At 77.1% G+C, this 23,319-nt stretch carries 1 protein-coding gene; it reads left to right on the top strand.

The features are described 5' to 3' along the window. The first annotated feature begins 26 nt into the window (after positions 1-26). On the top strand, positions 27-23,246 hold the full coding sequence (locus AB0H83_RS32185; RefSeq protein ID WP_360101577.1) for a non-ribosomal peptide synthase/polyketide synthase: 23,220 nt from the start codon (positions 27-29) through the stop codon (positions 23,244-23,246). Positions 23,247-23,319: the final 73 nt, after the last annotated feature.

Here is a 23,319-nt window from a genome sequence, read left to right as displayed (position 1 = left end):
GAACGCATACAAAGGCAGGGACAACTGTGTCCACAGTGGACGTGCTGCGGCAGCTCGACGACTGGAACAACCCGACCGAGCCCGGTCACCGCAGCACCGTCGCGGCGCTGTTCACCGCCCAGGTCCGGCGCACCCCCGACGCGCCGGCCCTGGTCGCGGGCGGTACCCGGCTCACCTACGCCGAGCTCGGCGCGCGGGTCTTCCAGCTGGCCCGCGCGCTGCGCCGGCGCGGCCTCGCCGACGAGGAGGTCGTCGGCATCGCCGTGCCGCGCTCCGCCGAGATGGTCGTCGGGGTGCTCGCCGCGATGGTCGCCGGCGGCGCGTTCGTGCCCGTCGACCCGTCGTGGCCGGCCGAGCGCCGCCAGCAGGTGCTCGCCGACGCCGCGGTGCGCATCGTCCTGGACGACCTGGACCTCGCCGCGTGGGCGCACGCGGACGAGTCGCCCGAGCCCCTCGACCTGGACCTGGCACCGGGCCGGCTGGCGTACGTCATCTTCACCTCCGGCTCGACCGGGCGGCCGAAGGGCGCGATGATCCGGCACGAGGCGATCTGCGAGCGGCTGCGCTGGCAGATCGAGGAGGTCCTCGGCTTCGGCCCCGGCGACGCCAGCCTGTTCAAGGCGCCGCTCGCCTTCGACATCTCCGTCAATGAGATCCTGCTGCCGCTGCTGTCCGGCGGCACCGTCGTCGTCGCCGAGCCCGGCGGCGAGCGCGACCCGCAGTACCTGCTGGACCTCATCGCCGGCGAGCGGGTCACGTTCGTGTACCTGGTCTCCTCGATGCTCGACGTGCTGCTGGAGATGGACCGGACCCATGAACAGGATCCCGGCCGGCTCGGCGGGCTCAAGCACGTCTGGTGCGGCGGCGAGGTGCTCACCCCGGAGCTGTTCGAACGGTTCCGCACCCAGCTCGGCACCACCCTGTACCACGGCTACGGACCGGCCGAGGCGACCATCGGCGTCTCCCACGTCATCTACCGGGACACCGCCGTCCGCATCGCCACGTCCATCGGCCGGCCCAACCCGCACACGCAGCTGTACGTGCTGGACGACACGCTCACCCCGCTGCCGCCGGGCGCGACCGGTGAGCTGTACGCCGCCGGGTTCCTGCTCGGCCGCGGCTACGTCAACGCGCCCGGGCTCACCGCCGCCCGGTTCGTCGCCAACCCGTTCGACGCGCTCGGCAGCCGCCTGTACCGCACCGGCGACCTCGCGCGCTGGACGCCGGACGGCACGCTGGAGTTCGTCGGCCGGGCCGACAACCAGGTGAAGATCCGCGGCATGCGCCTGGAGCTGGAGGAGGTCGAGGCGGTCCTCGCCGCGCACCCGGCCGTGCGGCACGCGGCCGTCGCGGTGCGGCGCAACGCGGCCGGCGCCAGCCACCTCGTCGGCTACGTCATCGCCGCCGACGACGACGCGGATTTGCTGGCGTGGTGCGCCGGGCGGCTGCCGGAGTACGCGGTGCCGAGCGTCATCGTGCGTCTGGACGCGTTGCCGGTCAACGCCAACGGCAAGGTCGACCGGGCCGCCCTGCCCGCGCCGGTCCTGCCCGGCAGCGCCGGACGGGCCCCGCGGACCGCGATGGAGCGGGCGCTGTGCGACGTCTTCTCCGCGGTGCTCGGCGTGCCCGTCGCCGCCGACGACGACTTCTTCGCCCTCGGCGGGGACAGCATCGTGGCCATCGGCGTGGTCCGCGAGGCACGCCGCGCCGGGATCGCGCTGCGCCCACGGGATCTGCTCGCCCACCGTACCCCTGAGGGGGTGGCGCGGGTCGCGACGGCCGCCGCCGCGCCGGCGTCCGAGGTGGACCGGGCCGGGGCCGTGCCGGACACGCCGATCGTGGCGTGGCTGCGCGAGCGCGGGCCCGCCCTCGACGGCTTCTACCAGGCGGTCACCCTGCACACCCCGGCCGGGCTGACCCACGACGTCCTGCAGCGGATGGTCGCGGCGCTGGTCGCGGCGCACGACGCGCTGCGCGCCCGGGTGGACGCCGCCGGCAGCCTCACCATCGCGGCGTACGACCCGAGCCTCGTGCCCGCCGTGGTGCGGGCACCCGACGCCTCCCTGGCCGGGATCATGGCCGGGACCGTGGCCCGGCTCGACCCGCGGCGCGGCGGCATGGCCGCCTTCACGTGGGCCGACGGCGCCCCCGGCGCACCCGGCCGGCTCGTCGTCGCGGTGCACCACATCGTCGTGGACGGCGTGTCCCTGCACGTGCTCGCCGAGGACCTGCGCGTCCTGTGGGAGGCGGTCCAGGCCGGCCGCCCCGCCGAGCCGGCGCCGGCCGCGACGTCGCTGCGGCGGTGGGCGACCGCGCTGGCCGAGGCCGCCCGCGACGGGCGGTTCGCCGCCGACGCCGCGTACTGGCAGGCGACCGCCGCCGTCGCCGACCCGCCGCTCGGCCGCCGCCCCCTCGACCCGGCCCGCGACGTCGTGGCCACCGAACGGCGGCTCACCGTCAGCCTGTCCACGGCCACCACCGCCCGGCTGCTCGGCGCCGTGCCCGCCGCCATCCACGGCGGCGTCGACGACGCGCTGGTCACCGCCGCCGCCCTCGCCGTGCGGCGGTGGCGCGGCGGCGCCCCCGGACCGGTCCTGCTGGAGCTGGAGGGGCACGGACGGCACGAGGAGCTCGCCGGCGACCTGGACCTGTCCCGCACGGTCGGCTGGTTCACCACCCTGTACCCGGTCGCCGTCGACGCCGGTGACGGCACCGACCTCGGCGCGTCGGTGAAGGCCGTCAAGGACCAGCTGCGCGCGGTGCCGGCGCACGGCCTCAGCCACGGCGTCCTGCGCCACCTCGCCGGCCGCGCCGACCTCGCCGCCGCCCCGCAGGTCCTCGTGCACTACCTGGGCCGGTTCGGCGGCGGCGACCGGCCCTGGACGGCCGCGGCGGCGGACGGCGGGCCGGTCGCCGAGGACCGCGACCCGCGCATGCCGCTGCCGCGCGTGCTGGAGATCAACGCGGTCACCACCGACACCGCCGCCGGCCCGGTGCTGTCGGCCACGTTCAGCTGGCCCGGCGAGGTTCTCGACGAGGACACCGTGCGGACCGTCGCAGGGCACTGGACCGGCATCCTGGACGCGATCGCCGCCGACCCCCGCGTCGCCGGGCACACCCCGTCGGACTTCCCCCTCGCGCCGCTGCGCCAGGCCGACGTCGACCGCTTCGACGACGGTGCCCTGCTCGACGTGCAGCCGCTGGCGCCGCTGCAGGCCGGCCTGTACTTCCACGCCACCTACACCACCGGTGCCGACCCGTACGTGGTGCAGCAGCGGGTCGAGCTGGCCGGGCCGCTGGACCCGGACCGGCTGCGCGCCGCCGCCGACCGGCTCCTGCAGCGGCACCCGAACCTCGCCGCCGCGTTCCGCCCCACCGAGGCCGGCGACGTGGTGGCCGTGCTCGCCGCCGGCACCACCGCGCCGTGGCGGACCGTGACCGTCACCGACCCGCGGGACCTCGACGGTGTCGCGGCCGTGGACCGCTCCCGCCCGTTCGACCTCGCCGAGCCGCCGGCGATGCGGTTCACGCTGGTACGCCTCGCCGCCGACCGGCACGTGCTCATCCACACGATCCACCACATCGTCGCCGACGGCTGGTCGGTGCCGGTCATGTTCAATGACCTGCTGGCACTGTACGCCGGCGCCCCGCTGCCCCCGCCGGTGCCGTTCCGCGACTTCCTCGCCGCCGTCGCCGGCCAGGCGCCGGACCCCACGGCCTGGGACCGCCTGCTGGACGGCGTGCACGAGCCGACCCGGCTGCTGACCGCCCTGCCACCCGCCGAGGCCCGCGAATCGGGCCCCGGGTTCGGCCGGGTCACCCGGGAGCTGCCGGCCGGGCTGGCCGCCTCGGTGCGAGCCTTCGCCACCGCGCACGGCCTCACCGCCGGCAACGTCGTCGGCGGCGTCTGGGGCGTGCTGCTCGGCCGGCTCACCGGCCGCGGAGACGTCACGTTCGGCTCCACCGTCGCCGGCCGCGGCCTCGCCGTGCCCGGCATCGAACGCATCGCCGGGCTGCTCATCAACACCGTCCCGGCCAGGGTGCGCTGGGCGCCGGGGGAGCGCGTCGCCGACGTGATCGGCCGGTTCGCCACCGACCAGCGCGACGCCATGGACCACGAGCACGCGCCGCTCACCGAGCTGCAGCGGCGCCTGGGCATCGCGGAGCTGTTCGACACGCTCGTAGTGGTGGAGAACTACCCGGACGTCGACGTCGCCGGCGGGGACCTGCGGGTCACCGGCATCGACGTCGTCGAGGCGCCGCACTACCCGGTGACGCTCATGGTCCGCCCCGGCGACCCGTTCACGGTCACCGTGACCCACGACCGCCGGCACGTCGACACCGCCACCGCGTCGCGGCTGCTGCGCCAGTACGAGACGCTCCTGGCCGCCCTGGACGGCACCTGCGCCGCCCCGCTGACCGGTGCGCCCGCCGCGCCCGCCCGGCCGGCGGCGCACGCCGGGACAGTATTGGACCTGCTGGCGTTTCCCGACCGTACCGCCGTCGTCTGCGGCGAGCAGGAGCTGAGCTACCCGGAGCTCGACCGGCGCTCCGGCCGGCTCGCGCACGCCCTCGCCGCCGCCGGGGTCCGCCGTGGCGACCTCGTCGCCGTCGCCGTCGCCCGCTCCGTCGACCTGCCCGTCGCGGTCCTCGGCGTGCTGCGCGCCGGCGCCGCGGTCCTGCCGGTCGACCCCGCGTACCCGGCCGCCCGCATCGAGCTCATGCTCCGCGACGCCGCCCCCGCGTGCGTCCTCACCGACGGCGCCGCGGCGCTGCCCGCGCACGGGCTGCCGGTGCTGCGCGTCGGCCCGGCCGTCGCCGGGGCCGCCGGCCACCTGCAGGCCGGCGGGCTGACCGGCGCCGACGCCGCGACCGTGCTGTTCACCTCGGGCTCCACCGGCGTGCCGAAGGCGGTCGTCGGCACCCACGCGGCCCTGGCCAACCGGCTCGCCTGGGCCCGCGACGCGTGGCCGGCCGGCACCGCCGCGGTCCGCATCGCCAAGAGCTCGCTGAGCTTCGTCGACGGCACCACCGAGCTGCTCGGCGGCCTCGTCACCGGCGCCACCGTCGTGCTGGCCGACGACGCGACCGCCGCCGACGGCGCCGCCCTCGGCCGCCTGGTCGAGCGCAGCGGCGCCACGCAGCTGCTCGCCGTGCCGAGCCTGGCCGCGGCGATCGCCGACAGTGCCCCGGCGCGGGTGTGCGGGCTGCGCCGCTGGATCACCAGCGGCGAGGCGCTCACCCCGGCCGTCGTGCAGGCGGTCGCCGCCGCGTCACCGGCCGCCGAGATCGTCAACTCCTACGGCTCCTCCGAGGTCGCCGGCGACGTCCTCACCGCGGTCGTCACCCCGTCCGCCGGCCCGGTGCCGCTCGGCACCGCCGTCCCCGGCGTCCAGGTGCACCTGCTCGACGCGGCCCTCACCCTCGTGCCCGACGGCGCCGTCGGCGAGATCTACGTCGGCGGCGTGCAGAACGCCCGCGGCTACCTCGGCCGTCCCGGGATCACCGCCGCCCGGTTCGTCGCCGACCCGTTCGGCGCGCCGGGGGACCGGCTCTACCGCACCGGCGACCTCGGCCGCCGCGACGCCGCCGGGCGCATCGAGTTCCTCGGCCGCGCCGACGACCAGGTCAAGATCAACGGTTTCCGGGTGGAGCTCGCCGAGGTCGAGGCCGCCCTGGCCGGCCGCCCCGGCGTCGCCGACGCCGCCGCCGTGCAGCGCGGCAACGCCCTCGCCGGCTACGTCGTCGCCGAGCCCGGCGCCGGCGTGGACCCCGCCGCCGTCCGCGACGCGCTGCGCGCCGAGCTGCCCGCGCACCTCGTGCCCGCGACCGTCACCGTCCTGGACGCGATCCCGCTGCTGCCCAACGGCAAACGCGACCGGGCCGCGCTGCCGGAGCCGGCCGTGACCCGCGGCCGCGGCGGCGCGCCACGCACCCCCCGCCAGGCCCGCATCAGCGCCTGCTACAGCGCCGTGCTCGGCACCGACGCCGGGCCCGACGACGACTTCTTCGCCCTCGGCGGCGACAGCATCGCCGCCATCCGCGTCATCAACCGGCTGGCCCAGGACGGCATCGTGCTCACCACCCGCGACATCTTCGACCACCGCACCCCGGGCGCCCTCGACGCCCACCTGTCCACGGCCGCGGACCGGTCCGCCGCGACCTCAGCGGCGACCTCAGCGGCGCAGGCCGACCCGGAGGCGGTCGGGCCGCTGCCGCTGCTGCCCGCCGCGGAGCGGCTCACCGACGCGCCCGCCGCCCCCGCCCGCCTCGCGCTGTTCCAGGCGCCCGCCGGGCTCACCGCGCCGGTGCTGGAGCGGGCCCTGCAGGCCGTCCTGGACCACCACGACGGGCTGCGGCTGCGGATCACCCGGGAGGCCGGGCTGTTCCTGACCCTCGAGGTCACCGCCCCCGGCACCGTGCAGGCCGCGACCCTGTTGCGGCGGGTCCCGCTGTCCGGCGGCGCCGCCGAGGCCGCCGTCGGGGCCGCCGTCGGGGACCTCGACCCCGCGGCGCCGCTGAGCGTCGTCTGGCTCGACGCCGGCCCGCACGACGCCGGGCAGGTGCTGCTCGCCGCGCACGCCCTGGCCGCCGACGACGTCACCCTCACCCTCGTCGCCGACGACCTCGCCACCGCGTGCGCCGCCGTCGCCGACGGCCGGACCCCGCAGCTGCCGCCGGTCGGCACGCCGCTGCGCGCCCACGCCCGCGCCGCCCAGGACGACGCCGCCCGCGCCGGGCGCGTCGCGGAGTTCGCGCACTGGCAGGACGTCCTGCGCCCCGGCGCCGACATCGCCCCCGGCTTCCGCGGCGGCGCCGTCACCGGCCGGCACACCCGGGTCTTCACCGGGCCCGTCGCCGCGAAGCTCGCCGCCGCCCCGGAGCTGGCCGCCGTCGCCGCGCTCCGGGTCGCCGTGCAGGACCCCGCCGACCTGGTCGTCGAGGTCGAACGCGCCGCCCGTCACCTGGTGCGGGTCACCCCGGACGAGGACCTCAGCCGCACCGCCGGGCTGTGCGCGACCGTGGTGCCCGTCCGGGTCGCCGCCGCCGAGGACGGCGACGCCGCGCTCGCCCACGCCGCCGTCGCCCTCGGCGCCGCACCCGGCCACGGCGCCGGGCACGGCCTGCTGCGCCACGGCAACCCGCGGGTCGGCCGGGCCCTGGAGGCCCTGGAACGCGCCGCCGAGCCGCGCATCCTCAGCCGCACCACCGGCTTCGGCGCCCCGGCCGGGTGGCCGCGCCTGGCGGTCGAGCAGCCCGCCGACGCGCTGCTCGGCATCCGGTACGCCGTGCAGTGCGACCTCACCCTCACCGGCGACGGCCGGGTCGAGGCGACCCTGCAGCACGTGTCCGATGTGGACGGTGCCGGGCTCGCCGAGCGGTGGTGGCGCGCCCTGGAGACCCTGTCCCGGCAGGCCCAACCGGCCACCGAGGTGTGGGACCTGTCGCCGCTGCAGCGCGGCGTGTACTACCAGGCCACGTTCGACCAGGTCGCCAGCACGTACATCGCGCAGAACGTGTTCACGCTCGACCGGCGGGTCGACGTCGACGCGCTGACCCGCGCCTTCGGTGAGCTGCTGCGCCGGCACCCGACGCTGCGCGCCGCGTTCATCGGCGACGGCCTCCCCGCGCCCGTGCAGGTCATCGCCGCCGAGGTGCCCGCGGTCGTGGCCGTGGCCGAGCTGCCGGACGGCCCGGACGGCGAAGCCGCGTTCGAGGCGATGGCCGCCCGCGACCGGACCGAGCCCTTCGACCTGGCCACCCCGCCGCTGGTCCGCCTCACCGTCGCCCGGCACCCCGGCGGCCGGGACACGCTGCTGCTGACCAGCCACTTCCTGCTGTGGGACGGCTGGTCCCGGGAACTGGTCCTGCGGGACCTGTTCGCGCTGTACGCGGGCCGTACCCCCGCCGCACCGTCCGCCTCGTTCACCGACTACCTCGGCTGGCTGGCCACCCGGGACACCGCCGCGTCCGGTGCCGCCTGGCGCCGCGCGCTCGGCGACGTCGCCGAGGCGACCCTCGTCGCGCCGGAGGCCGCCGGGCGCGCGCCGATGCTGTCCGAACGGGTCCTCACCGCCCTGCCGGCCGGGGTCACCGCCCGCCTCACCGAACAGTCCCGGCACGCCGGCGTCACCCTCAACGCGCTGCTCACCGCCGCGCTCGGCATCGTGCTGGGCTACCAGACCGGCCGCGCCGACGTCGTGTTCGGCACCACCGTCGCCGGCCGCCCCACCGAGCTGCCCGGCATCGACCGGGTCGTCGGCCTGTTCCTCAACACCGTGCCCGCCCGGGTCACCGCGACGGCCGCCGCGACCGTGCTCGACCTCGCCCGCCGCGCCCAGGCCGACCGCCTCGACCTCGGCCCGCACGAGTACCTGGGCCTCGGCGAGATCCAGCGCGCCGCCGGGCACGAGCAACTGTTCGACGTGCTGTACGTGCTGCAGAACTTCCTCGCCGACGACACGTTCGCCGACCTGGAGCGCGAGCAGGGCATCGTCGGCGTCGACTACACCGACACCACCCACTACCCGCTGACCTGGGTGCTGACCCCCGGCGCGAACCTGCGCGTCAAGCTCGAGTACCGCCCCGACGTGTTCACGCGGGAGCAGGCGGCGGCGATGACCGACCGGCTCGTGCGGCTCCTCACGACCCTGTCCGGCGGCCTCGACGTCGCCGTCGGCGCGCTGGACCTGCGCTCGGCGGCCGAGACCGCGGCGCTGCGGGCGGCGTGGCGGGCCACCGAGCACCCGATCGGCGCGGCCACCATCGCCGACCTGCTCGCCGAGCGGGCCGCGGCCTGCCCAGCCGACACCGCCCTCGTCGACGGCGGGGAGGTGCTCACCTACGCCGAGCTCGACGCCCGGGTGAACCGCACCGCCCGGCTGCTGCTGGCCAACGGCGCCGGCCCGGAGCGCATCGTCGCGCTCGCCCTGCCGCGCGGCACCGACATGGTCGTCGCGCTGTTCGCGGTGCTGCGGGCCGGCGCCGCGTACCTGCCCCTGGAGCTGGACCACCCCGTGGACCGGCTGGCCGGCATGCTCGCCGACGCCCGGCCGGTGCTGCTGGTCGCGCTGCCCGGCACGCCGCTGGCCGCCCGGTTCGACGGCGCCGTGGTCGGTCCCGCCGACGCGGCGCCGTTCCCGGCGGACCCGCCGCCGGTCACCGCCGACCCGCACCGCCTGGACCGGCCCGCGTACGTCATCTACACCTCCGGGTCGACGGGCCAGCCGAAGGGCGTCGTCACCCCGTACCGCGGCCTCACCAACATGCAGCTCAACCACCGGGCGGAGATCTTCGCCCCGGCGGTCGCCCGGGCCCGGGCCGCCGGCCGCGACCGGCTGCGCATCGCGCACACCGTGTCGTTCTCCTTCGACATGTCGTGGGAGGAGCTGCTGTGGCTGGTGGAGGGGCACGAGGTGCACGTGTGCGACGAGGAGCTGCGCCGTGACGCGGTCGCGCTCGTCGCGTACTGCCAGGCCCAGCGCATCGACGTGATCAACGTGACGCCGACGTACGCGCACCACCTGTTCGACGAGGGCCTGCTGGACCCGGCCGGGTACCCGCCGTGCCTGGTGCTGCTCGGCGGGGAGGCGGTCTCCGACGCCGTCTGGTCCCGGCTGCGCACGGCCGACGGGACGACCGGCTACAGCACGACCGGCTACAACCTGTACGGCCCCACCGAGTACACGATCAACACCCTCGGCGCGGGCACGGACGACAGCGCCACCCCGACCGTCGGCCGGCCGATCTGGAACACCCGCGGCTACGTGCTGGACGCGTTCCTGCGGCCGGTCCTGCCGGGCACCATCGGCGAGCTGTACATCGCCGGCGCCGGCCTGGCCCGCGGGTACCTGCACGCCGCCGGGCTCACCGCCGCCCGGTTCGTCGCCGACCCGGCCACGCCCGGCGGGCGCATGTACCGCACCGGCGACCTCGTGCGCGAGCGGCCGGACGGCAACCTGGACTTCCTCGGCCGCAGCGACGACCAGGTGAAGATCCGTGGCTACCGGGTCGAGCTCGGCGAGGTCGAGGCCGCCGTCGCCGCGCTGCCGCGGGTCCGGCAGGCCGCCGTGGTGGCCCGCGCCGACGGCACCGTGCCGGGGCTGAAGAAGCTCGTCGCGTACCTGGTGCCGGCCGGCGACGCGACCGACCTGGCCGGTGCCGTCCGCGCCGCGCTCGCCGAGCGGCTGCCGTCGTACATGGTGCCGTCGCTGTACGGCGTCGTGGACGCGCTGCCGCTGACCGTCAACGGCAAGCTCGACGTCGCCGCGCTGCCCGAGCCGTCCGCCCCGGGCGGCGCCGGCGGCACCCTGCAAGGCCCGCGCAACGAGCGCGAGCGGGTGCTGTGCGCCATCTACGCCGACGTGCTCGGCCTGCCCGCCGTCGGCGTCGACGAGGACTTCTTCGTCGCCGGCGGCGACAGCATCGGCTCGATCGCGGTCGCCGGCCGGGCCCGCCGCGAAGGGCTGCCCGTCACGCCCCGCGACATCTTCCGCCGCCGCAGCGTGCAGGCGGTCGTCGCCGCGCTGCCCGAGACGCCGGCCGGCACCGGGACCGGGCAGGGCGCGGACGACGGGGCCGGCACGGTCGCGCTGACCCCGATGCTCGCCGAGACCCGCGCGGCGGCGACCCCGCTGACGAGCTTCTACCAGGCGATGACGTTCCGCACCCCGGCCGGGCTGACCCGGCCCGCGCTCGACGCGGTCCTGCGCGCCCTCACCGACACCCACCACCTGCTGCGGGCCGTCGTCACGCCCGACTGGACGATCACCGTCCCGCCGGCGGGGGCACCGGTGCCGGTCGTCGAGGGTGAGCCGGACGAGGCCGCCGTGGCCGCCGCGGCGGCCCGCCTCGACCCGCACCGCGGCGTCATGGTCCAGGCCGTCTGGTCGCCGCGGACCCGGCAGCTGCTGCTCGTCGTGCACCACCTCGTCATCGACGGCGTCTCCTGGCGCATCATCGGCGCCGACCTGGCCCGCGCCTGGTCCGACGCCGCCGCCGGCCGCCCCGTCGCGCTGGAGCCGGCGCCCGCGTCGTTCCGCGGCTGGGCCCGGCTGGCCGCCGAGCGGTCCGGGCGGTTCGCCGCCGAGGCCGGCCACTGGCGCGACGTGCTGGCCACCCCCGACCCGGTGCTCGGCGCCCGCGCCGCCGACCCGGCCGTGGACACCGCCGGGACCGTGCGGACCGTCACCGTCACGCTGCCGGCCGCCGACAGCGGCGCCGTACTCAACCGGGCCCCGGCCGCCATGCACGGCACCGTCAACGACGTGCTGCTGACCGCGTTCGCCCTGGCGGTGCGGGCCTGGCGGCCGGCACCGGACCCGGCGGTCGTGGTCAGCCTCGAAGGTCACGGCCGGGAGGGCGACGTCTACGACGCCGACATCGACCTGTCGCGCACCGTCGGCTGGTTCACCGCCATCTACCCGGTGCGGCTCGACCCGGGCGCGGTCGCGTGGGACGACGTCCTCGCCGCCGGCCCCGCCCTGGCCGGCGCCGCCCGCGCGGTCAAGGAGCAGCTGCGGGCCGTGCCCGGCAAGGGGCTCGGCTACGGCGTCCTGCGCCACCTGCGGCAGGAGCTGACCGGTGCGGTGCCGCAGATCCTGTTCAACTACCTGGGCCGGTTCCCGACCGGCTCCGCCGAGGACTGGGCGCCGACCGGGCCGCTGCGCGAGGGCGTCGACCCGGCGAACCCGGCAATGACGCTGGAGGTCAACGCGTACGCCGCCGACGGGCCGGACGGCGTGACGTTCACCGCGGCGCTGTCCTACCCGGCGGGGCTGTTCGCCGAGGCCGACGTGACCGGGCTGGCGCAGCGCTGGCTGGCCGCCCTGGCCGCCCTCGGCCGGTGCGCGGACCTCGCCGGGCACACCCCGTCGGACTTCCCGCTGGTCAGGCTCGCCCAGCGCGACGTCGACGACCTCGCCGGCGCCGAGGACATCCTGCCGCTGCTGCCGTTGCAGGAGGGCATGTACGTCCATCAGGCGCTCGCCGAGCCCGGCGCCGACACGTACCGGGTGCAGCAGATCGCCCGCCTCACCGGACCGGTCGACCCGGTGCGGCTGCGGGCCGCGGTCGAGGCGACGGTGCGCCGGCACGCCGCCCTGCGCGCCGGCTTCCGGGAGCTGCACGACGGCCGGATCGTCCAGGCGGTCGTGCCCGCGGTCGAGGTGCCGTGGCGGCACGAGCCCGCCGGTGACCCCGCCACCCTCGACGCCGTCGCCGCCGACGAGCTGGCCCGGCCGTTCGACCTGGCCCGGCCGCCCGCGCTGCGCTACGCGCTGGTGTCCCTCGGCGAGCACGACCACCGCCTCGTCGAGACCATGCACCACGTGCTGGCCGACGGCTGGTCCTACCCGCTGGTGTTCAGCGACATCGTCGCCGCGTACGAGCTCGGCGCCGACCTGCCGGCGCCCGCCACGACGTTCCGCGACCACGTCGAGGCCGTCGCGGCCCGCGACCGGGACGCGGCCCGCGCCGTGTGGCACCGGGTCCTGGACGGGGTGACCCCGGCGCTGCTGTACCCGTCCGGCAGCCCTGTCGCCGCGCACTACAGCGTCCACAGCGTCCTGTCCACACAGGACAGCGAGGCGCTGGCCGGCGCGGTCCGCGCGCACGGCGTCACCCTCAGCACCGCCGTGCACGCGGCCTGGGGCCTGCTGCTCGGCCGGCTGCTCGGCCGCGACCGGGTCGTGTTCGGCTCGACCGTCTCCGGCCGCGGCGGCGAGCTGCCCGGCGTCGAGACGGTCGTCGGGCTGCTCATCAACACGCTGCCGCTGCCGATGGCATGGCGGCCCGACGAGCCGCTCGGCGCGGTGCTGACCCGCCTGCAGGACCTGCAGACCGAGGTGCTCGACGCGCAGCACGTCGGCCTCGCCGAGCTGGCCCGCCTCGCCGGGGTCCGCGAGCTGTTCGACTCGATGGTCGTGGTGGAGAACTTCCCCGCGGTGCGCTCCGGCGACCGCTCGGCGCTGCGCGTGGACGGGTTCACCGGCACCGACTCGCCGCACTACCCGGTCGCGCTGGTCGCGTTCCCCGGCGACACGCTCACCCTCGAGGTCAAGTACGACGTGGCGCTGGTCGGCGAGGCCCGGGCCCGGGAGCTGCTCGCCGAGGTCGAGGCCATCCTGCGCGGCCTGGCTGCCGGCCTGGACACCCCCGTCGGCGCCGTCGTCGCCGCGCCTGCCGTCGCAGCTCCCGCCGCAGAGCTGCCCGCCGTCGGCGGGACGCTTGCCGAGCGCCGCGCCGCCGTTGACCCGGCGGCGGTGGCCCTCAGCCACGGCGCGGACCGGCTCACCTACGCCGAGCTCGACGCCCGCGTCAACTGGATCGCCCGCGAGCTGATCGCCCGCGGCGTGCGGCCCGAGTCGCGGGTCGCCGTCGCGCTGCCCCGCGGCACCGACCTCGTCGTCGCGCTGCTCGCCGTGGTGCGCGCCGGCGGCTGCTACGTGCCCGTCGACACCGGCGCGCCAGTCGCCCGCAACGCGTACATCCTCGCCGACGCCGCGCCCGTGTGCCTGCTCACCGACGCCGCCACCGTCACCGCGCTGGACACCGCCGTCCCCGCGGTCCTGCTCGACGGCCCGCTGCCGGCGTACGACCCCGGCCCCGTCACCGTCGCCGGGCTGCGGCCGGACAACACCGCGTACATCATCTACACGTCCGGCTCGACGGGCCGGCCGAAGGGCGTCGCGGTCACCCACCGCAACGTGCTGACCCTGTTCGCCGCCGCCGACCGGCTGTTCACGTTCGGCCCGGACGACGTGTGGACGATGTTCCACTCCGCCGCGTTCGACTTCTCCGTCTGGGAGCTGTGGGGCGCCCTGGTGTACGGCGGCCGGCTGGTCCTCGTCGACGGCGACGTCGCCCGGGACCCGCGCCGCTTCGCAGAGCTGCTGCGGGCCGAACGGGTCACCGTGCTCAACCAGACCCCGTCGGCGTTCTACCCGCTCATCGCCGAGGACACCACCGGGCTCGCCCTGCGCTATGTCGTCTTCGGCGGCGAGGCCCTCGACCCGGGGCGGCTGCGGCCCTGGTACGCCACCCACGCCGACGACGCGCCGCTGCTGGTCAACATGTACGGCATCACCGAGACGACCGTGCATGTGACGTTCCGCGCGCTGAGCCGGGCCGACACCGCAGCCGGCAGCGTCATCGGCGCCGCGCTGCCGAGCCTGCGCGCGTACGTGCTCGACGAGCGGCTGCGCCCGGTGCCGGCCGGGGTCACCGGTGAGCTGTACGTCGCCGGTGACCAGCTCGCCCGCGGCTACCTCGACCGGCCCGGGCTCACCGCCGCCCGGTTCGTGGCGAACCCGTTCGGCCCCGGACGGCTGTACCGCAGCGGCGACCTCGCCACCTGGACCGCCGCCGGCGACCTCGTCTACGCCGGCCGCGGCGACCACCAGGTCAAGGTCCGCGGCTACCGTATCGAGCTCGGCGAGATCGAGGCCGCGCTGCTGGACGTCGACGGCGTCACCAACGCCGCCGTCGACCTGCGCGACGGGCGGCTCGTCGGCTACCTCGTCGGCGGGTCCGCAGTGGACGACGGGACGGTCCGGGCGAGGCTCGCCGAGCGGCTCCCGGCCTACCTGGTCCCGGCCGCGTACGTGCGGCTGCCGGCCCTGCCGCTCACCGTCAACGGCAAGCTCGACCGGGCCGCGCTGCCCGCCCCGACCGGCGAACGGGCCGCGCCCGTCGAGGTCGACGCCGGCGAGACGGCGGCCCAGCGGCTGCTGCGGGAGCTGATCGCCGAGGTCGTCGGCCTCACCGCCGTCGGACCCGACGAGGACTTCTTCACCGTCGGCGGGGACAGCATCATCGCGATCCAGCTGGCGAACCGCGCCCGCCGGGCCGGGCTGTCCGTCTCCCCGCGCGACGTGTTCGTCCACCGCACCGCCGCGGCCCTCGCCGCGCTCGCCGCGTCCGTCGCCGCCCCCGCCGCGTCCGTCGCCGCCCCCGCCGCGTCCGTCGCCGCCCCCGCCGCGTCCGTCGCCGCCCCCGGCGCGCCCGGCGCCGCGCCCGGGCAGCCCGTGCCGCCGGTGCCGGCCGTCCCGGCCGCCGTGGCCGAGCAGCCGGTCTTCGACGGGGTGGGGGAGGTGCCGCTGCTGCCGATCGTGCAGCGCCTCGCCGAGCTGGGCGGCCGCATCCACCGCCACAACCAGGCGGACCTGCTGCTCACCCCGGCCGGCCTCACCCACGAGGCGGTCACCGCGCTCGTCGACGGCCTGGTGCGCCGGCACGACGCGCTGCGCCTGCGGCTGCACCGCCCCGCGCCGATGCTGTGGTCCCTGGAGGCCCGCCCGCCGTCGCAGGTGCCCGCCGCGGACGTGCGGCGGGTCGCCGCGGCCGGCCTGGACGAGGCCGCGCTGCGCGAGCTGATCGGCGCCGAGTCCGACGCCGCCACCGACCGGCTCGACCCCGACGCCGGCACCGTGCTGCAGGCCGTCTGGTTCGACCGCGGGCCGGCGGAGCAGGGCCGGCTGCTGCTGGTCGCGCACCACCTGGTCGTCGACGGCGTGTCCTGGCGGATCGTCACCGACGAGCTCGCCGACCCGGCCGTCGCGGCACCCGGCGGCACGTCGCTGCGCGCGTACGCCCGGCTGCTGCACGAGCAGGCCGGGCAGGCGGCGCGGCTCGGCGAGTTCGAGCACTGGGCCGCCGCGCTCGCCCCCGGCGGCGAGCTCGACGCGTCCCGGCACACCGCCGGGCTGACCGTCGGTCAGACCCGCGACCACGAGCTGCGCCTGCCGCCGGAGGTCACCGGGCCGCTGCTCGGCGCGGTGCCGGCCGCCGCCGGCGTCGACGTCACCACCGTGCTCGTCGCCGCGCTGCGCGTCGCGGTCAGCCGGTGGCGCGCCGGGCGGTCCACTGTGGACGGGCCGCTCACCGTTGACGTGGAGCGGCACGGCCGGGAGGAGTTCGACGGCACCGACCTGTCCCGCACCGTCGGCTGGTTCACCGCCATCGCACCGGTACGGCTGCCGGTGGTACCGGACGGGCCCGCGGCGCTCGCGGAGACGCACCGGCACGTGACCGCGGCACCCGGCGACGGGCTCGGCTTCGGCCTGCTGCGTTACGCCAATGCCCGCACCGCACCGGCCCTGGCCCGGCTCGGCACGCCCCAGGTGCTGTTCAACTACCTGGGCCGGTTCCCGGCGCCGTCCGGCGCGGACTGGGACACCGCCCCGGAGGACGGCGCGCTGCGCACCGCACCCGACCCCGACCTCGGCACCCCGTACCTGCTGGAGATCAACGCCGCTTGCCACACCACCCCGGACGGGCCGCAGCTGCGGGCCGTGCTCACCTACGCCGACGAGGGCCTCGACATCCCCGGCCTGGCCGAGCACTGGGCGGCCGCGATGCGGGACCTGTGCGCCCCCGCCGAGGAGGTGTGGCCCCTGTCGCCGCTGCAGGAGGGCCTGTACGTGCAGGCCCGCCTCGCCGGTGACGCCGACGTGTACGTGGCGCAGAACGCGTTCGACTTCGCCGGCCGGCTCGACCCCGACCGGCTCGCCGCGGCCTGGACGGCGGTGCTGGACCGGCACCCGGCGATCCGGCTCGGGTTCACCGCGCGGGACGGCGGCCGCCCGGTCGCCGTGCTCGCGCCCGCGCTGCGCGGCGAGGTGACCGTCGTGGAGACCGGCGACGGCGACCTGGACGGCGACCTGGCCGCCGTCATGGCCGCGGACCGGACCCGGCCGTTCGACCTGGCCGCCCCGCCGCTGGCCCGGCTCACCGTGCTGCGCCGGCCCGGCGGCACCGACCGGCTGCTGTTCACGTACCACCTGCTGCTGTGGGACGGCTGGTCCCGGGAGCTGGTCCTGCGGGACCTGTTCGCGCACTACGCCGGGCAGGCCCCGGCGCCGCCGGCGGCCCGGTTCACCGACTACCTCGGCTGGCTCGCCGAGCAGGACACCGAGGCGTCGGCGCGGGCGTGGGCGGACGCGCTGCGCGGCCTCGACGAGCCGACCGTGCTGTACCCGGCGGCCGCCGGCACCCGGCCGGTCCTGGCCACCAGCATCGCCCGGCAGCTCACCGAGGAGCAGACGGCCCGGCTCACGGCGCAGGCCCGCGCCCAGGGCGTCACCCTCAACGCCGTGCTCAGCGCCGCGCTCGGCGTCGTCCTCGCGCACGCCACCGGGCGCAAGGAGGCCGTCTTCGGCACCACCGTCGCCGGCCGCCCCACCGAGCTGCCCGGCATCGACGAGGTCGTCGGCGTCTTCCTCAACACCGTGCCCGCCCGGGTCACCCTCGCCCCGGGCGAGCCGGTCGCCGGCGTGCTGCGCCGCATCCAGGCCGACCGGATCGACCTGATGCCGCACGAGTACCTCGGCCTCGGCGAGATCCAGCGCGCCGCCGGCCGCACCACGCTGTTCGACAACCTGTACGTGCTGCAGAACTTCCTCGACGACGACACGTTCACGGACCTGGAGACCGAGCACGGGATCGTCGGCGTCACCGCCGTCGACGCCACCCACTACCCGCTCACCTGGGTCGCCACGCCCGGGCGGCGGCTGCGGATCCGCCTGGAGTACCGCGCCGACGTCGTCCCCGCCGGGGAGGCCGAGGCGCTCCTGGAGCGGCTGGAGCGGGTGCTGCTGGCCCTCGCCGACGACGTCACGGTGCCGGTCGCGGCGCTGCCCGTCGCGGCGGGCGGCACGGTCCTGGAGGGTGCGTCCGGGCAGATCCTGCCGGACACCATCGCCGAGCTGATGGCGGCGCAGGCGGCCCGCACCCCGGACGCGCCCGCGCTGACCTTCGGCGCGGCCACCGTCACGTACGCCGACCTCGACGCCCGCGTCAACCGCCTGGCCCGGTACCTGCTGCGGCTCGGTGCCGGACCCGAGCGCATCGTCGCGCTCGCCCTGCCGCGCTCCATCGACATGGTCGTCGCGCTGTTCGCGGTGCTGCGCACCGGCGCGGCGTACCTGCCCCTGGAGCTCGACCACCCCGACGACCGGCTCCTGGCGATGATCGAGGACGCCCGCCCGGCGATCGTGCTGACCGCCGGCCGGCTCGACGGGATCCGCCTCGACACCCTCGACCTGTCCACGGAGTCCGCCGCACCGCTGACCGGTGAGGAGCTCGGCGCGTTCGCGCCCGGCACCCCGGGCCGCATGCGGCACCCGGCGTACGTCATCTACACCTCCGGCTCGACCGGACGCCCGAAGGGCGTCGTCACCCCGTACCTGGGGCTGACGAACATGCAGCAGAACCACCGTCAGGCGATCTTCGCCCCGACGATCGCCGCGCAGGGTGGCCGTACCCTCACCATCGCCCACACCGTGTCGTTCTCCTTCGACATGTCGTGGGAGGAGCTGCTGTGGCTGGTCGAGGGCCACCACGTGCACGTGTGCGACGAGCACCTGCGCCGCGACGCCGTCGCGCTGGCCGCCTACTGCGCGCAGGCCCGCGTCGACGTCGTCAACGTCACCCCCACCTACGCCCAGCACCTCATCGACGCGGGCCTGCTCGGCGGCGGGGGGCACCGGCCGGCGCTCGTGCTGCTCGGCGGCGAGCACGTGCCGGAAGGGCTGTGGGCGACGCTGCGCGACACCGACGGGGTGCTCGGCTACAACCTGTACGGCCCCACCGAGTACACCATCAACACCCTCGGCGGCGGCACCACCGACAGCGCCACGTCCACCGTCGGCACCCCGATCTGGAACACCCGCGGCTACGTGCTGGACGACTGGCTGCGCCCGGTCCCGCCGGGGGTGCCCGGCGAGCTGTACATCACCGGCGCCGGGCTGGCCCGCGGCTACCTGCGCCGCCCCGGGCTGACCGCCGAACGGTTCGTCGCCGACCCGGCGGTCCCCGGCGGGCGCATGTACCGCACCGGCGACCTCGTCCGGCTGCGCCCCGACGGCCTGCTGGACTTCCTCGGCCGCACCGACGACCAGGTGAAGATCCGCGGGTACCGCATCGAGCTCGGCGAGGTCCAGGCCGCGGTCGCGGCGCAGCCCGGCGTACGGCAGTGCGCGGTCCTCGCCGTCGCCGACGGTGCCGGCGGCAAGCGCCTCGTCACGTACGTGGTGCCCGCCGCCGGCCCGTTCGACGTGGCCGCGCTGCGCGGTGCGCTGAAGGCGTCGATGCCTGCCTACATGGTGCCGGCCGCGTACGCCGTCGTGCCCGAGCTGCCGCTGACCGTCAACGGCAAGCTCGACGTCGCGGCGCTGCCGGAGCCGCAGTCGGTGGCCACCGGCGGGCGCGCCCCCGCCACGGACACCGAACGGCGGCTGTGCGCCGCCTTCGGCGACGTCCTCGGCGTGCCCGGCTACGGCGTCGAGGACGACTTCTTCGACGGCGGCGGGCACTCGCTCATCGCGATGCGGCTCCTCGGCCGGCTCCGCGCGGACCTCGGCGCCGACCTGCCGCTGCGCGCCCTGTTCGACGCGCCGACCCCGGAACGGCTGGCGCTGCTGCTGGCGGCGGGCACCGGGGCCGCGCGGCCCGCGCTGACCGCCCGGCCGCGGCCGGAGCGGATCCCGCTGTCCCCGGCGCAGGAGCGGCTCCTGCTGCTGCACCACCTCGACCCGGCCTCCACCGCGTACAACTACCCGCTCGTCATGCGGCTGCAGGGGGCCGTGGACACCGGTGCCCTGCGGGCCGCGCTGGGCGACGTGACCGACCGGCACGAGGTGCTGCGCACCCTCGTCACCCTCGACGGGCAGCGGGTCCTGCCGTCGGTGCGGGTGCCGGTGCACGACCGGCTCGACGACGCCCTGTCCCGCCCGTTCGACCTCGCCGTGGAGCCGCCGATCCGGGCCGCCGCCGTCGCCGAGCCCGGCGGCGGGACGCTGCTCGCCCTGGTGCTGCACCACATCGCGATGGACGAGTGGTCGGACCGGCCGCTGCTGCGCGACCTCACCGATGCGTACACGGCCCGCCTCGCCGGGCGGGCCCCGTCGTGGGCGCCGCTGCCGGTGCAGTACGCCGACTACGCCGCCTGGCAGGCCGACCTGCTCGGCGACCCGGCCGACCCGGCGGGCGGCCACGCCACGTCCCGGCGGTTCTGGCAGGAGCGGCTGCGCGGGCTGCCGGAGGAGATCCCGCTGCCCGGGGCGCTGCCCCGCACGGCGCCCGGCCCCGCCGGGCAGGCCGCCGCGACGCTGCCCGAGGACCTGGTCACCCGGCTGCGGGCCATCGCCGGGGAGCAGTCGGCGAGCCTGTTCATGGCGCTGCACGCCGGGCTCGCGGTCCTGCTGTCCCGGCACGGCGCCGGCGACGACATCCCGATCGGCACCCCGACGTCGGGCCGCGGCGACCCGGCGCTCGCCGACCTCGTCGGCTTCTTCGTCAACACCGTCGTGCTGCGCACCGACCTGTCCGGCGCGCCGACGTACGCGGACCTGCTGCGGCGGGTCCGCGCCGCCGACCTCGCCGCGTTCGACCACGCGGAGCTGCCGTTCCAGCAGGTCGTCGAGGCGGTCAACCCGCCGCGCGCGGCCGGGCGCAACCCGCTGTTCCAGGTGATGATCGGCTACCACCACCGGCCCGGCGGCGACGGTACGGTCCTCGGCCTGCCGCTCGGGCCGGAGCCCGGCTTCGCCGCCGACCCGAAGGTCGACCTCAACGTCACGTTCGTCGACGCCGGGGCGACCGTCGAGGTGACCGTCGAGTACGACACGGCCCGCTTCACCGCCGGCACCGCCGGGCGGCTTGCCCAGCGGCTCGTGCGGCTCCTCACGGACCTCGCCGAGCGCCCCGACCGGCCGGTCCGCGACGCGGCGCTGCTCGCCCCCGCCGACGAGGCCGACCTCGCCGCCTGGCAGGCCGGCGGGCCGCTGCCGGCGACCGGGTCGTGGGTCGCGGCGTTCCGCGGCCACGCCGCCCGCGCCCCGCACGCCGACGCGCTGGTCAGCGCCGGGCGGACGTGGAGCTACGCCGAGCTGGACGCCGCCTCCGACCGGCTCGCCGCGGCGCTGGCCGCCAAGGGCGCCGGCCAGGAGCGGCTCGTCGGGCTCGCGCTGCCGCGCACCGCCGACCTCGTCGTCGCCGTCCTCGCGGTGCACAAGACCGGCGCGGCCTACCTGCCGCTGGACCCCGCGTTCCCCGCGGACCGGCTCGCGTACATGGTGCGCGACGCCCGGCCGGTGGTGGTCCTCAACCCGGACACTGACCCGGACACTGACCCGGACACCGACCTGGCACCCGGCGGCGACGCCCCACCCGCGGTGCCGGTGGCGCCGGACAGCGCCGCGTATGTCATCTACACGTCCGGGTCGACCGGGCGGCCGAAGGGCGTCGTGGTCACCCACGGGGACCTTGAGGCGTTCCTCGCCGCCGTCGGCGAGGTCGTGCCGGTGACCGCCGCCGACCGGCTGCTCGCCGTCACCACCCTGTCGTTCGACATCTCGGTCCTGGAGCTGCTGCAGCCGCTGCGCAACGGCGGCTGCGTCGTGCTCGCGTCCGGCGCGGAGGTCCGCGACCCGGCGCTGCTCGCGCCGCTGGCCGGCGCCGCGACCGTCATGCAGGCCACGCCGTCGCTGTGGGCGGCGCTGCTGGAGGCGTCCGACGTGGACCTCACCGGCGTGCGCGCCCTCGTCGGCGGCGAGGCGCTGCCACCGTCGCTCGCCGCTCGGCTGCACCGGCGGACCCGGTCGGTCACCAACCTGTACGGCCCCACCGAGGTCACCGTGTGGGCGACCGCCGCAGCCGTCGGCGCGGACCGGCCCACCATCGGCGGGCCGCTGCCCGGCACCACCGCCGTCGTGCTGGACGCGGCGCTGCGGCCGGTGCCCCCGGGGGTCGCCGGCGAGCTGTACCTCGGCGGTGCCCAGGTGACCCGGGGCTACCTCGGCCGGGCCGGGCTCACGGCGGGCCGGTTCGTGGCCACCGACGCCGGCGGCCGCCTGTACCGCACCGGCGACCTCGTGCGGTGGCTGCCCGGCGGGGAGCTGGAGTTCCTGGGCCGCACCGACTTCCAGGTGAAGGTCCGCGGCCACCGCATCGAGCTGGGCGAGATCGAGGCGGTCCTCGCCGCGCACCCCGCGGTGGCCCGGGCGGTCGTCGTCGCCCGCGACGAGCGGCTCGTCGGGTACGTCACCACGGTGGACGGTGCGGACGTGGGCGACCTCGGCCGGTACCTCGGCCGGTACCTCGCCGACCGGCTGCCCGGCTACATGGTGCCGGCCGCGTTCGTGGTCCTCGACGCGGTGCCCCAGACGCCGAACGGCAAGGTCGACCGGGCGGCGCTGCCCGACCCGGCGTTCACCGCCGCCAGCGTGGGGGACCGGCCGCGCAGCCGTACCGAGGCGCGGCTGTGCGAGCTCGCCGCCGAGGTGCTGGGGGTCGCGGCGGTCGGGGTCGGCGACGACTTCTTCGCCCTCGGCGCGCACTCGCTGCTGCTGGTCCGCCTCGCCGCCGCGGTCCGCCGGGAGCTCGGCGTCGACGTGCCGGTCGCGGACCTGTTCACCGCGCCGACCGTGCAGGGCCTGGCCCGGCGGCTCGACGGCGACCTGCCGCCCGGCGACGCCCTCGCCCCGGTCGTCACGCTGCACGCCGGCGGCGGGGAGCCGCCGCTGTTCTGCCTGCCCCCGGCCAGCGGCCTCGTCTGGCAGTTCGCCGGGCTCAAGCGGCACCTGCCGGACGCCGTGCCGATCATCGGGCTGCAGTCGCCGCGGCTGAGCCGGGCCACGGACCTGCCGGCCACCCTCGACGACCTCGCCGCCGAGCTCGCCGGCCGGGTCGCGCAGCTCGCCCCGGACGGGCCGGTGCGGCTGCTGGGCTGGTCGTTCGGCGGCGCCGTCGCGCACGCGCTCGCCGCGCGGCTGGTGGCGGCCGGGCGGGACGTGCCGTTCGTCGGCATGCTCGACACGCGGATCCCTTCCGCCACCGGGGTTTCCGGCGCCTGGGACGGGCCCGAGGCGATCGCGGCGCTGCTGCGGGAGCTGGGCTACGACGTACCGGCGGACGCGGCGCCGACCGTGGCGGACGCGGTGACGTTCGTGCGGGCCGCCGGCGGTGGCGTGGCCGCGCTGACCGACGCGCAGATCGCCCGGGTCGTGGAGAACTACCTCGACAGCGACCGGATGATGGCGGGGGCGCGGCCCGGGGTCCTCGCCGCGGACGTGCTGTTCGTCGACGCGACCGTGCCGGAGCGGGGTTTCACCGGGACGGCGTCGGACGGCTGGCGGTCCGTCGTGGACGGTCGACTGAGGACGGTCGGGATCGCCTGCGGGCACTCGGAACTGCTCGACCCCGGGGTGCTGGAGCAGCTGGGGCCGCTGGTCGCCGGGGCGCTCTGAGCGGACACGGAAGGGGACGGCGCCGTCGTGGCGCCGCCCCCTTGTGGCCGTCGTGCGGTTCGTTCCGTCGTGC

This window comes from Dactylosporangium sp. NPDC050688 (genome assembly GCF_040654515.1).
GTDB lineage: Bacteria > Actinomycetota > Actinomycetes > Mycobacteriales > Micromonosporaceae > Dactylosporangium.
Note: the sequence above shows the minus strand (reverse complement) of the source record. Positions and strands in the feature narration are given on the sequence as shown.